Annotated in this window: 12 protein-coding genes and 1 pseudogene; 10 read left to right on the top strand and 3 right to left on the bottom strand. The window is 34.9% G+C overall.

The features are described 5' to 3' along the window. Positions 1-6: 6 nt before the first annotated feature. The 3 genes from J3U27_RS03680 to tusB all read right to left on the bottom strand — a co-directional run bounded on the left by J3U27_RS03680 (position 7) and on the right by tusB (position 2085). On the bottom strand, positions 7-1113 hold the full coding sequence (locus J3U27_RS03680; protein ID WP_267376847.1) for an anhydro-N-acetylmuramic acid kinase: 1107 nt from the start codon (positions 1111-1113) through the stop codon (positions 7-9). Between the two features lie 4 nt (positions 1114-1117). Continuing rightward, on the bottom strand, positions 1118-1681 hold the full coding sequence (locus J3U27_RS03675; protein WP_267337159.1) for a Sua5/YciO/YrdC/YwlC family protein: 564 nt from the start codon (positions 1679-1681) through the stop codon (positions 1118-1120). Between the two features lie 122 nt (positions 1682-1803). Continuing rightward, the gene (gene tusB, locus J3U27_RS03670) at positions 1804-2085 is read right to left on the bottom strand and encodes a sulfurtransferase complex subunit TusB (protein WP_065561899.1); all 282 of its coding nucleotides are present in this window, start codon (positions 2083-2085) and stop codon (positions 1804-1806) included. Between the two features lie 135 nt (positions 2086-2220). On the opposite strand from tusB, the gene tsaE reads away from it, so the two are divergent. The 10 genes and pseudogenes from tsaE (at position 2221) to purT (ending at position 12912) form a co-directional block, all read left to right on the top strand. Continuing rightward, positions 2221-2688 (top strand): tRNA (adenosine(37)-N6)-threonylcarbamoyltransferase complex ATPase subunit type 1 TsaE, encoded by a 468-nt coding sequence (tsaE, locus tag J3U27_RS03665; RefSeq protein ID WP_065561900.1) that lies wholly within the window; start codon positions 2221-2223, stop codon positions 2686-2688. Between the two features lie 68 nt (positions 2689-2756). Continuing rightward, positions 2757-3449 (top strand): annotated as a pseudogene (locus tag J3U27_RS03660) (N-acetylmuramoyl-L-alanine amidase); the annotation flags it as partial. A 20-nt stretch (positions 3450-3469) separates the two neighbouring features. Beyond that, complete coding sequence (gene mutL, locus J3U27_RS03655) at positions 3470-5323, top strand: DNA mismatch repair endonuclease MutL (RefSeq protein WP_267376846.1); 1854 nt, start codon at positions 3470-3472, stop codon at positions 5321-5323. Continuing rightward, on the top strand, positions 5320-6231 hold the full coding sequence (miaA, locus tag J3U27_RS03650) for a tRNA (adenosine(37)-N6)-dimethylallyltransferase MiaA (protein ID WP_220225496.1): 912 nt from the start codon (positions 5320-5322) through the stop codon (positions 6229-6231). Before mutL ends, miaA begins: the two co-directional genes overlap by 4 nt. A 311-nt stretch (positions 6232-6542) precedes the next feature. Continuing rightward, complete coding sequence (gene hfq / locus J3U27_RS03645) at positions 6543-6788, top strand: RNA chaperone Hfq (protein ID WP_065561904.1); 246 nt, start codon at positions 6543-6545, stop codon at positions 6786-6788. A gap of 21 nt (positions 6789-6809) precedes the next feature. Next, positions 6810-8105, top strand: a complete 1296-nt coding sequence (gene hflX / locus J3U27_RS03640) for a ribosome rescue GTPase HflX (protein WP_065735273.1) — start codon at positions 6810-6812, stop codon at positions 8103-8105. A gap of 23 nt (positions 8106-8128) precedes the next feature. Further along, positions 8129-9358: an FtsH protease activity modulator HflK gene (hflK, locus tag J3U27_RS03635; protein WP_065561906.1), complete on the top strand. Its 1230-nt coding sequence runs from the start codon at positions 8129-8131 to the stop codon at positions 9356-9358. Positions 9359-9368: 10 nt separating this feature from the next. Next, a complete protein-coding gene (gene hflC / locus J3U27_RS03630) occupies positions 9369-10331 on the top strand; it encodes a protease modulator HflC (protein ID WP_065561907.1) in 963 nt (320 codons plus the stop codon). A 19-nt stretch (positions 10332-10350) separates the two neighbouring features. Continuing rightward, on the top strand, positions 10351-11649 hold the full coding sequence (locus tag J3U27_RS03625; RefSeq protein ID WP_065561908.1) for an adenylosuccinate synthase: 1299 nt from the start codon (positions 10351-10353) through the stop codon (positions 11647-11649). A gap of 81 nt (positions 11650-11730) precedes the next feature. Then, a complete protein-coding gene (purT, locus tag J3U27_RS03620; RefSeq protein WP_255561355.1) occupies positions 11731-12912 on the top strand; it encodes a formate-dependent phosphoribosylglycinamide formyltransferase in 1182 nt (393 codons plus the stop codon). Positions 12913-13199: the final 287 nt, after the last annotated feature.

Genomic DNA, 13199 nt, shown 5'->3' with positions numbered 1-13199 from the left:
AGGTTATTATTGATAAATAACTCCTAAGCTTACCGCTTGGTTTGCTCCAGTTACTTCTGGAATATTAGATGGAATATTATTCATCCTACAATATGCAAGCCAAGCGAAAGCAATCGCTTCCATATCGTCACTGCTTACCCCTTTCACATCTGTGGTCAAAACTTCCCATTTTGGTAATAATGCTGACAATCGTTTCATAATCAGAGGATTTTTTGCTCCTCCGCCACAAACTAGCAATTGACAAGGTAAATGAGCATTTATTGATAATTTATTAATCTCATGAGCAACAGTGGTAGCAGTAAATTCAACGAGTGTTGCTTGAATATCTTGAGCGTTTAGATTGAAGTTACTGAGTTTTTGGTTAAGCCAAGTTAAGTTAAATAATTCTCTACCAGTACTTTTTGGGGCTGGTAGTTGAAAATAATTTTCATTACATAACGTATTTAATAAACTTTGATCAACTTTTCCTAATTTAGCCCATAAGCCGTCTTTATCGTAGTTTTTCCCTAGATTTTTATTTATCCAACTATCAAGTAAAACATTGCCTGGCCCAGTGTCATAACCAATTACAGGTTGGCCTGGTATTAGAACGGAAATATTGCTAATACCACCAATATTTAAAACAACACAGTTAATTGACGGATTTAAGAATATCGCTTTGTGAAAGGCCGGAACTAATGGTGCTCCTTGGCCACCATAAGCCATATCTTTACGACGAAAATCAGCAATTGTTGTAATGCCTGTTTTAGCAGCAATGATATTGGCATCACCAATTTGCATAGTAAAGGGATGTTGGCTATTAGGAGAATGATAAATAGTTTGCCCATGGCAACCAATGGCTTTAACTTGTTTTTTATCAATATGATTTTGCTTTATAAACTGATCAATGCTTTTTGCGTAAAGCATACCAAGTTGGTGATCAAGCTCACCGAGCGCTTGTAATGTAGTTTGCTTACTATTACAAAGCGTTAATAATTGGCTTTTAATTTCAGTTGGCATTGGGTAGCAATCACTAGCAATCGAAGTAATATTCCCATCAGTAATATCAACTAATGCAATATCAACACCATCCATACTGGTACCTGACATTACGCCAATGTATAAATTTTGCATAATATTATCCTTGTCGAATGATAGTACCAGTTTGGACATCCCGGATGATTGATGGTTGTGAACGCTCACCGGTTTTACCATCTAAAATTGGAAAAAATTGACCAAATTGGTTTGCAACTTCTATTGCTGTTTTACAAGATTGATGACCAGAAAGGTTGGCACTGGTCGAAACTAATGGCTTACCAAATAAATCACAAAGTTTACATACTAATGGATGATCAGTAACGCGAACGGCGATAGAATGATATTTTCCGCTCAAAAAATTTGGTGTATTAACATTTTTCGGAAAAACCCAAGTATTAGGACCGGGCCAACTATCAATAGCCATCTGTTTTTGAACTTGAGTCAAAGCCGATTGATCAATATAAGGGATCAGTTGTTCATAGTGACTCGCAATTAAAATTAAACCTTTTTCAACTGAACGTTGTTTTAATTTTAATAATTTAAAAACTGCTGATTCACAATCGGGATCACAACCTAAACCAAAAACAGCTTCAGTTGGATAAGCAACCACTTCACCTTTTTTTAATAATGAATTGATTTCTAAAAGACTTAATAAGTTTGCCATTAAATTTTGTATGTTTACCAACTATTGTTAAAAATTATATTAAACTGAGGTAAGCCTATTTGCAAATTGAAGATGGTAGCAGTGATATTAAGATAAATACTGGTTTAAGATAATTAGTCAAATTACTCCCAATTCATTTGTGGGAAATAGTTAACAGTTAAATCAACAACCTGCTGCATACTGATTATTTTTACTCTTGGATCTATTAGTGAAGCTAAACTACGAGCATTAATATCATTATCAAGCACAAAACAATTTTGGGTATTTTGTAAAATAGCCTTCAATATGGGATTATTTTGACAAGCTATAATTACGCCATTTTGCCAGAAAAGTACTGCATCTTGCGCTGAAATTAGCGTTGGATCAATTGTTGATTGGTTATTTGTTGTGATGGTATGTAACATTTGTTCCTTTTACCTTTAAATTACCCTTCAAAAACCCCGTTCCTCAACTTTTTTTGATATAAATTAGAGTTAATTTTACTTGGTACATCTTTATTAGTATATAATAAGGACTATTTATTGAGCAAAGAATTCGTCATGAAACCTATTATTTTAGCCAATGAACAAGAAACAATTTTGTTTGGTCAACAATTGGCTGAGCAGTGTTTAAAATATTTGTCTAATCATGATAGTGCAATTGTTATCTATCTGATAGGCGATCTTGGTGCTGGTAAAACAACGTTTAGCCGTGGCTTTTTGCAGCAGCTCGGGCATGTCGGAAATGTTAAAAGTCCGACTTATACTCTTGTTGAACCTTATCAATTTGATCTGTTTTCAGTATATCACTTTGACTTATATCGATTAGCTGATCCAGAAGAGTTAGAGTTTATGGGGATTCGTGAATATTTTTCATCGAAATCAATTTGTTTAATTGAGTGGCCTATGCAGGCTGAAGGTATTTTACCTCCTGCCGATATTGAAATTCATTTGGCTTATTTGGCGCTTGAACGTACAGTTTGTTTGCAAGCAAACAGTGAAAAAGGGCAAGCTATTATTAACCAATAAAATTAGCGAAAAAAATGAAAAAAATACTCACTTTTTTTATATTATTACTGCTTTGTGGCTCAGTTTATGCTTCACAAGTCGTTATTGCTGTTGATGCTGGTCATGGTGGTAAGGATTCTGGTGCCGTTGGTAAAAACAAGTTATACGAAAAAAATGTCACCATTTCGATAGCAAAAAAATTAACTAATTTATTGAATAAAGATCCTAACTTCAAAGGCGTATTAACACGTAGCACGGACAATTTTATTTCTGTACCTCAACGTTCTGATATTGCCCGTAAAAGTAAAGCAAACTTATTAATTTCTATCCATGCAGATGCCGCACCTAATCGCAGCGCGTCTGGTGCATCAGTTTGGGTATTATCTACTAAGCGAGCGGATACAGAATTGGGGCGCTGGCTTGAACAAGATGAAAAGCAATCTCAACTATTAGGCGGTGCTGGTGATGCATTAAGTGATGATCATGACCAAAATTTAAGCCAAGCAGTATTAGATTTACAGTTTTCATATTCACAGCAGGTTGGCTATGAATTAGCAACTCAGGTTTTAAAAGAGATGAAAGGTGTTATTAAATTGCATAAGAATAGGCCTGAACATGCAAGTTTAGGTGTATTGCGTTCACCTGATATCCCTTCAATATTAATTGAAGTTGGATTTATTACTAACGAAACTGAAGAAAGTTTGTTAGCAAGTAATGCCCACCAAGATAAAATTGCTAAATTGATTTATCAAGGTATAAAAAATTATGTCAAACAGAACCCTAAATTTGGAAAACAGCATTAATGGCTATTCATATATTATCTCCTCAATTAGCTAACCAAATCGCTGCTGGTGAAGTGGTTGAACGACCAGTATCGGTGATCAAAGAGTTAGTTGAAAACAGCATTGATGCTGGTAGTACTCAAATTGATATTGATGTTGAACAAGGTGGCAGTAAATTAATTCGTATTCGTGATAATGGTAATGGTATTGCTAAAGATGAATTGGCATTAGCTTTAGCTCGCCATGCAACCAGCAAAATTAATACGTTGGATGATTTAGATACCATAATGAGTTTGGGGTTTCGTGGTGAAGCGCTGGCAAGTATCAGTTCTGTTGCTCGGTTAACCTTAACTTCACGCACAGCTGATCAGTCTGAAGCATGGCAAGTTTATGCTGAAGGTCGTGAAATGAAACCAACAATTAAACCGGCTGCACATCCTGTTGGAACGACGGTTGAAGTTCTTGATCTGTTTTACAATACGCCTGCTAGACGTCGCTTTCTTAAAACTGATAAAACAGAATTTATGCATATTGAGGAGTTTGTTCGTCGAATTGCACTTGCTAGACCTGATATTACTTTTAATTTGCAGCACAATGGGAAACTCGTCAAACAGTATCGAGAATCACTTCTTGAAAAACGTGTTGAATTAGTTTGTGGACGTACATTTGTTCAAAAAGCAATAAAATTAGATTGGCAACATAATGATTTATTCATCCAAGGATGGGTAAGTAGCAGTGAAGTGAGTGAGTTGCAATATTTTTATGTTAATGGGCGAGTAATAAAAGATAAATTAATTAATCATGCTTTGCGTCAAGCTTATAGTAGCCGGACTAATGAACAACAGAGTTATGTCATTTTTTTACAGATCGACCCTAAACAAATTGATGTGAATGTTCACCCAGCTAAGCATGAAGTGCGTTTTCATGAAGCAAGATTGGTGCATGACTTTGTTTATCAAGCTATTGTCATGGCGCTTGAGTCAAACCAACAACTTGCCAATGACGAAAATGTGCTAATGATGCCGAATCGACAAGCAGCTGGTGAGAATATTTTTAATAATAAAACTGAGAATAAAACTTATTCACCAACTAGCGCATTACCTAAAAAAGCTATTAATCATGTTAAAGAAAATAGACTATATGGGCAATTGGTTGATACTAAGTTAAAAGGAGCAATAGAAAAAACGCTCTTAAAATCTTTTGAATTATCGGATGATGATAGTTCTATAACTGCACCACAACAAGCGGTTATTGAGGGATTGTTTCCTAAACGAAATGTACCTTTGCAATCACTACATCAGCAAATTGATAGATCTTCACTAATACAATTTGGTAAAGTATTAACGGTTATTCAACCAGATATAGCCTTAATTGAAAAATCAGAAAATAATCAACAAAAGTTCATGTTAATGAAGTTGTCGGTTGCTCAACAGAAAGTAAATTCAGTTAAATTATTATCTAACGAGTCAGAAAGATTACTCATTCCATTGACAATTTTGATTAATAAGAAAGAACAAAAAGTATTAAATGATTATCAAGAACAATTGAAGTTTTTAGGCTTTGATTTTTATATTGATAAAGCAAAATTGCATTTGCATAATGTGCCAAAAATGTTAAGAACTACAAATTGGCAAAAATTATTACCAACTTTAATTTCGTTTCTTTTATCATCCGGTAAGGATGTGCTCGATCCAACGCAAATTATAGCTTGGTTGGTTGAAAATTGTGGAGATGATTCTGTTGAAAATTGGAATGTAACTAAAGCTATCGAGTTATTAGTACAATTAGAACAGATAGATATTAATTTATTACAACAAGATAGCTTTTTATATCCGATTGATCTTCAATCTTTTTCACAATCAATTTTATCATGAATAAACCAAAAATTATTTCGTTAATGGGGCCAACCGCATCGGGTAAAACTGCTTATGCCATGGCGCTTTACGACAAGTATCCTATAGATATTATTAGTGTTGATTCCGCACTTATTTATCGAGGTATGGATATTGGCAGTGCAAAACCAACTAAAGAAGAACAACTTAAATATCCACATAAACTTATTGATATTTGTGACCCTGCAGAAAGTTATTCTGCTGCTAACTTTAGGCATGATGCGATTGTAGAAATTGAAAAATCATTAAGTAATGGCCGAACGCCATTATTAGTTGGTGGAACAATGTTGTATTTTAAGGCGTTAATCGAAGGACTTTCTCCTCTTCCAGCGGCAAATAGTGATATTCGAGATCAAATTGAGGAAAAAGCAAATCGATTAGGTTGGCAAGCGATTCATGAGGAGTTAAAAAAAGTTGATCCTGTATCAGCTCAGCGAATCCATCCCAATGATCCACAACGCCTTAATCGAGCATTAGAGGTTTATCTTATTACTGGTAAAAGTTTAACTGAATTAACTAAAGAAAGTGGTGATGCATTACCTTATGATATTATGCAATTAGCTATCATGCCGGAAGATAGAGCAGAATTACATCAACGAATTGAACAACGCTTTTTACAAATGCTAGATCAAGGCTTTGAAGATGAAGTAAAAAAACTTATGCAGCGCCCCGATCTTCATTTAAATCTACCTTCTATACGTTGCGTAGGGTATCGTCAAATGTGGGAATATTTAAATGGCGATACTAGTTATGATGAAATGGTTTTTAAAGGAATTTGTGCTACTCGCCAATTAGCAAAAAGGCAAATTACATGGCTTAGAGGTTGGAAACAATCGATAACATGGTTAAATAATGATAATATAGATTCAGTTCTTAATCAGATTTTTTAAGTTACAAATAGTAGTAATAGTTTTTGGTATTTTTTCTATTGGTTATTATAATACGCTAAATTTTTTCATTTCTTAAAAAAATTTCTACTTTTCTTAACGATTAAGGTTACTTGTTTGTATAAATTTCGTTAATTTATTAAATTTTTAGTTATTTGTGCATAAATTACTGTTGATTAGTTTAAGAGCTGAGTTTTTTATGTTATTTTGGTAAATACTACATAAGTATTTTATATTGCGATCAATTAAATTATTATGTTGATTGTAAACTTATTTTATCTTTATATTTTTATTTCATCTTAAAGGATAAACTCATGTCAAAAGGGCAGTCATTACAAGATCCTTATTTAAATTTGCTTCGTCGCGAGCATATTCCTGTATCTATTTATTTAGTTAACGGTATTAAATTACAAGGACAAATTGAATCATTTGATCAGTTTGTTATTTTATTAAAAAATACTGTTAGCCAAATGGTATATAAGCACGCTATCTCAACTGTGGTACCATCAAGACCAATTTCTGGATTGATATCACAACCTGAAGAGGACAGCGAAAGCTAATTAGTTGGGTGGAGAATGTGATTGTTTGAGCGATATAAAGGTGGTGAATCTGCCTTATTAGTCCATGTATTCTTCCCTCAAGAAAGCGATATCGAGGATTTAAAAGAGTTTGAAGTGCTTGTTTCTTCTGCTCAAATTGAAATTCTCGATATTGTGACAACCTCAAAAAAGTCCCCACAAGCTAAATATTTTATTGGTGAAGGAAAAGCATTAGAAATCGCCGATAAAGTAAAAGAACTTAATGCTTCAGTCATTTTAGTTAATCATACTTTAACACCGACCCAAGAACGCAATCTTGAGCAATTATGTGAATGTCGCGTAGTAGATAGAACTGGATTAATTCTCGATATTTTTGCTCAGCGCGCTAGAACACATGAAGGTAAATTACAAGTTGAATTAGCACAATTGCAATATTTATCTACTCGATTAGTTCGTGGTTGGACTCATTTAGAACGCCAAAAAGGTGGAATTGGCCTTCGTGGACCTGGTGAAACTCAGTTAGAAACTGATAGAAGATTAATTCGCCATCGTATTCAATTAATTTTATCAAGACTTGCTAAAGTTGAAAAACAGCGCAATCAAAATCGTCAATCTAGAAGTAAAGCAGATTTATCAACGGTATCATTAGTTGGTTATACAAATGCTGGTAAATCGACTCTCTTTAATGCATTAACTAATGCTGAAGTTTATGCTGCCGATCAATTGTTTGCGACGCTAGATCCGACTTTAAGACGCATTAATGTTGAAGATGTTGGAGAGGTTGTTTTAGCTGATACAGTCGGATTTATACGTCATTTACCGCATGATCTTATTGCTGCTTTTAAAGCAACTTTATTAGAAACACAGGAAGCATCACTACTATTACATGTTGTTGATGCAGCTGATCCTAATATATTAGATAATATTCATGCCGTTGATGAGGTATTACTGGAAATTGATGCACATGATATTCCTACTTTGTTAGTGATGAATAAAATTGATTTAATAGAAGGTAAGGAACCGAGTATTGATCGGGACGAAAATGGTGTACCAATTCGCGTTTGGATTTCAGCTCAAAATAGTTTAGGATTAGATCTTTTATTTACCGCATTAAAAGAGAGGCTCTCTGGGCAAATTCAAGTTTGCCAATTAAACTTACCTCCTTATTTAGCTAAGCTTAGAAGTCGGCTATATAAATTAAATGCAGTGGAGAATGAAGTCATTGAAGATGATGGGAGTTTTCACCTAAATATAAGAATACCTTTAATTGAATGGAATCGCCTCTGTAAACAAGAGCCAGATCTGTTATACTTAATCAATACGCAAAATAACAACTAATTGTTAAATGGAGCATATAAAATATGGCGTGGAATCAGCCCGGCAATAACGGACAAGATAACGACCCATGGGGAAATAACAAAAAACCTTCCAATTCTTCGTCGGGAGGAATATTTGATCAAATTAAAGATCTCTTAAAAAAAGGTGGATCAAGTAATAATCGAGGTTCCTCAGATATTAACTTGAGTTCTTCTAAAATTATTATGTCGATGATTTTAGTGCTTGCTTTGATTTGGGGGGTAAGTGGTTTTTATACCATCAACCAAAACCAACGAGGTGTAATAACTCGTTTTGGACAAGTTCAACCTGAAATTATCCAACCTGGTTTAAATTGGAATCCAGCATTTATTGATACAGTTTATAAAGTAGATACCCAAGGAACTTATAACTTTAATGTTCAGGGTGATATTATAACGACTAGTTATAACGGTGAAAATCTAGTCTTTGTTGAAATGAATGTTCAATATCGAATTAGTGATCCTATCAAATATTTATTTAATGTAACTAATGTTGAAGATAGCTTACGTCAAGCAGCAGATAGTGCGCTTAGAACATCTATCGGGAGCTCTAATATTGATGCAATTATTTCAGATGGACGCTCAGTTCTAGAGAACAGTACAAAAGAAGAACTCATCAATGTTATTTCTCATTATGATATGGGTATTACTATTGTCGATCTTAATTTCCAAGTAGCGCGTCCTCCTGTCGAAGTGCAAGATGCTTATGCTGATGCTATTCGAGCTCAAAATGATAGTGAGCGGGAAATAAAAAAAGCTGAAGCATATAAAGTGCAGTTAATTCAGCAAGCGGAAGGTCGTTCTGCCACTATTTTAGAAGATGCAAATGCTTATAAAGTACAAGTTGAATTAGAAGCAGCTGGTGATGTTGCACGGTTTGAAAAATTATTACCACAATATAAAGCAGCGCCTGAAATTACTAAAGATCGTTTATATATTGAAACAATGGAAAAGGTATTAACTAAAACCCAAAAAGTGATTGTTAATGATAAGAGTGGAAACTTATTGGTATTGCCGTTAGAAAAATTAATGAAAAATAAAATTGAACCTGAATCCGCAAACTTATCAAATTTAAGTAGTGATGGCAATAACAACCCGCCAGCAGCTTCAGAAACAGTTGATAGTACTTCTCAAAATAACAATGAAGCACAAAACGCTACAACTGATAACACTCATAACACTGCAACTCAAAATAATAGTTCTATTAATCGAAGTAACCGAGCTATGGGTCGATAAGGAGAGAAAAATGCGAAAATTATTGATTCCTATAGTTTTAATTTTAATTGTTGGGCTTTATTCAAGTGTTTATGTGATTGAAGAAGGCACGCGTGGTGTGGTTTTACGTTTTAATAAGATTATTGGGTTATCTCAACCGGGTCTCCATTTTAAAATGCCTCTTGTTGATAGCATTAAAATAATCGACGCTAAAATACAAACCACTAATAGCTCAAATAATAATAACGAAAAGCGCTTTTTTAACGTTCATAAGAAAGAGTTAATAGTTGATTATTTTGTGCAATGGAAAATTGTAGATTTTAATCGTTATTATGAAACTATTGCTGGTGGTAATGATGTTAATGACTTAATCTTGGCTCGTTTAAATGGTCGTTTGCGTTCTGAAATAGGTAAATTAAGTAACCGAGATATCATTAATGATACTAATGCTGATACCAAATCAAGAAATTCATTAATGGCAAGTGTTAAAGATGCATTAAATGGTTCACCGCAAGATGTTGAAGAAAATTTACCAATCGATAAATTGGTCAATGATGCGAAAAAAGATCCTGAAAATAGTAAAGCCAGTTTGAGGTCCTTTGGGGTAGTTGTGATCGATGTTCGAATCAAACAAATCAATTTCCCTGCTGAAGTGTCAGGATCAATTTATGCTAACATGCGAGCTGAACGTGATATTATTGCGCGTGAAAAACGATATGAAGGTGTTAAAAAAGCTGAAGAAATAAGAGCGAAAGCTACATTTGAAAAAACTAAAATAATATCGGAAGCTGAGCGCCAAGCTCGATCTATTCGTGGTGAAGGTGATGCAAATGCAGCTAAACTTTATGCAGAAGCTTTTGGTAAAGATATTGAATTTTTTAGTTTTATTCGTAGTTTGAAAGCTTATGAACAAAGTTTTACAGGTAATGATGTTATGGTCATTAGTCCTGATAGTGAATTTTTCCAATATATGAAACTAAAGTCTAACAAATAATACAATGAGTAAATAAACTATGAGTAATAATGTTGTTGTGCTAGGTACACAATGGGGTGATGAAGGCAAAGGAAAAGTTGTTGATTTACTCACAGAAAAAGCAAAATATGTGGTACGTTATCAAGGCGGACATAATGCTGGCCATACCTTAGTTATTAATGGTGAAAAAACAGTATTACATTTAATTCCATCAGGTATTTTACGTAATGATGTCATTAGCATCATCGCAAATGGCGTTGTGCTTTGTCCTGATGCTCTTATGAAGGAGATGAAAGAGCTTGAGGAAAATGGTATCCCTGTTAAAGAGAGACTTCTAATTTCAGAATCATGTCCTTTAATATTGCCTTATCATATAGCATTAGACCAAGCTCGAGAAAAAGCACGTGGTAATAAAGCGATAGGCACCACAGGTCGAGGTATCGGTCCTGCATATGAAGATAAAGTCGCTCGTCGTGGATTGCGTGTAGGTGATTTACGTGATCGCCAAGCATTTGCTGAAAAATTGAAAGAAGTTATGGAATACCACAACTTTCAATTAGTAAATTACTATAAAGTTGAAGCGGTTGATTATCAAAAAGTCCTTGATGACACATTAGCGATTGCAGATATTTTAGTGGCTATGATTGCAGATATTCCGACGCTATTAGAAGATGCTCGGAAAAAAGGCGAAAGAATCATGTTTGAAGGGGCGCAAGGTACTTTACTTGATATTGATCATGGTACTTATCCTTTTGTTACCTCTTCAAATACTACTGCTGGCGGTGTAGCAACAGGATCAGGCTTTGGTCCTCGTTATGTTGGTTATGTTTTAGGTATTGTTAAAGCTTACTCTACTCGTGTCGGTGCAGGCCCTTTCCCAACTGAATTATTTGATGATGTGGGTGAATATCTTTGCAAACAAGGTAATGAATTTGGTGCAACAACTGGTCGTCGTCGTCGTACTGGTTGGCTTGATGCGGTTGCTGTACGAAAAGCCGTACAACTAAATTCAGTTTCTGGTTTCTGTTTAACTAAACTTGATGTTTTAGATGGTCTTAAAGAAGTCAAAATCTGTGTTGGTTATCAATTACCAAATGGTGATGTCATCAAAAATGCACCAGCTGCTGCTGAAGATTGGAGTTTAGTAAAACCTGTATATGAGTCTATGCCTGGTTGGAGCGAGTCAACGTTTGGTATTAAAAGTTATGATGCTTTACCACAAGCAGCCAAATCCTATATCAAACGAATTGAAGAATTAACCGAAACACCAATTGATATTATATCAACAGGTCCGGATCGTAGTGAAACCATGATTCTACGTGATCCTTATCAAGCGTAATTGTAAATAAAAAATCGGGTGCGTTTTCCCGATTTTTTATTTTTAGGATATTAAAAATAGTTAACTGAGTATGAGGACATTATGGCTAAATTAGGGACGCCGTTATCACCCACTTCAACCAAAGTTATGCTGTGTGGCGCAGGTGAATTGGCTAAAGAAGTTGTGATAGAGCTACAAAGGTTTGGTTGTGAAGTTATTGCTGTTGATCGCTATGCTAATGCACCAGCAATGCAAGTTGCTCATCGTTATCATATTATTAATATGCTAGATGGTAATGAACTGAGAAAAATTATTGAACAGGAAAAACCGGATTTTATTGTTCCTGAAATTGAAGCCATTGCAACGCAAACTTTAGTTGAGTTAGAGCAAGAGGGATTTACGGTTATTCCTACTGCAAAAGCAGTCGCGTTAACCATGAATAGAGAAGGAATTCGTCGCCTTGCTGCTGAGCAACTAAATCTACCAACTTCACCTTATCGGTTTGCTTCAACCGAAATAGAATTTAAAGATGCGGTAAAAGAGATTGGTTATCCCTGCTTAGTTAAACCAGTGATGAGCTCTTCCGGTAAAGGGCAAACATTATTACGCAGTGAAGCTGATCTTCAATTAGCCTGGAAATATGCACAAGAAGGTGGTCGAGCTGGTGGCGGTAAAGTCATTATAGAAGGTTTTATCGACTTTGATTACGAAATTACCTTATTAACAGTTAGGCATATCAATGGTGTTTCTTATTGTGAACCGATTGGGCATCGTCAGGAAAAAGGCGATTATCGGGAATCTTGGCAGCCTCAACAAATGTCTTGTAACGCTTTAGAGCAAGCAAAAGATATTGCAACCAAAATAACTCAAGCATTAGGCGGGCACGGTTTATTTGGTGTTGAACTGTTTGTTAAAGGCGATAAAGTTTGGTTTAGTGAAGTATCGCCTCGTCCTCATGATACCGGAATGGTAACTTTAATTTCCCAGAATCTATCTGAGTTTGCCTTACATGCCAGAGCTATATTAGGCTTGCCTATTCCACTTATTGAACAATATCACGCTAGTGCATCTGTGGTCATAATGGTTGAAGGTGAATCAAAACAGGTATCGTTCACAAATTTAGATAACGCATTAAGTCAACCAAATACTGATTTACGTTTATTTGGCAAACCACAAGTTGAAGGTTGCCGTAGAATGGGGGTTGCACTTGCTAGTGCTGTAACAGTGGAAGAAGCAATAAATAAAGCCGATGCTATCGTAAAACAGTTAAAAATAACCCTATAAGACGTTGCTTTGTGTAAAAAGCAATCACTTAATCCAAAAAAAGCAAATTTTGCAAAATAGGGGTTGACGTAAACATGTGAAGTGAGTAACATACGCAACCCTTGAGACAGCAAACTAAAACAACAAAATGTTTAGTTAAATTTAAAGCTGTCAGCTCTTTAAAAAGAAGAAACAGACAATCTGTGTGGGCACTTGCGAGACGAAAAATTAAAAGTCTACGGACTCAAAAAATTAAGTCTTGATAAGTGACACTGAAGATTCATTTGAATATGTCAGAGACAGTTATT

The sequence above is a fragment of the Gilliamella sp. B2911 genome (assembly GCF_026536965.1).
In the GTDB taxonomy this organism is placed as follows: domain Bacteria; phylum Pseudomonadota; class Gammaproteobacteria; order Enterobacterales; family Orbaceae; genus Gilliamella; species Gilliamella apicola_E.
Note: the sequence above shows the minus strand (reverse complement) of the source record. Positions and strands in the feature narration are given on the sequence as shown.

Coding starts and splice junctions, on each gene's coding strand:
- J3U27_RS03680 (WP_267376847.1), bottom strand. CDS start 1,113: ATGCAAAATTTATACATTGGCGTAATGTCAGGTACCAGTATGGATGGT.
- J3U27_RS03675 (WP_267337159.1), bottom strand. CDS start 1,681: ATGGCAAACTTATTAAGTCTTTTAGAAATCAATTCATTATTAAAAAAA.
- tusB (WP_065561899.1), bottom strand. CDS start 2,085: ATGTTACATACCATCACAACAAATAACCAATCAACAATTGATCCAACG.
- tsaE (WP_065561900.1), top strand. CDS start 2,221: ATGAAACCTATTATTTTAGCCAATGAACAAGAAACAATTTTGTTTGGT.
- mutL (WP_267376846.1), top strand. CDS start 3,470: ATGGCTATTCATATATTATCTCCTCAATTAGCTAACCAAATCGCTGCT.
- miaA (WP_220225496.1), top strand. CDS start 5,320: ATGAATAAACCAAAAATTATTTCGTTAATGGGGCCAACCGCATCGGGT.
- hfq (WP_065561904.1), top strand. CDS start 6,543: ATGTCAAAAGGGCAGTCATTACAAGATCCTTATTTAAATTTGCTTCGT.
- hflK (WP_065561906.1), top strand. CDS start 8,129: ATGGCGTGGAATCAGCCCGGCAATAACGGACAAGATAACGACCCATGG.
- hflC (WP_065561907.1), top strand. CDS start 9,369: ATGCGAAAATTATTGATTCCTATAGTTTTAATTTTAATTGTTGGGCTT.
- J3U27_RS03625 (WP_065561908.1), top strand. CDS start 10,351: ATGAGTAATAATGTTGTTGTGCTAGGTACACAATGGGGTGATGAAGGC.
- purT (WP_255561355.1), top strand. CDS start 11,731: ATGGCTAAATTAGGGACGCCGTTATCACCCACTTCAACCAAAGTTATG.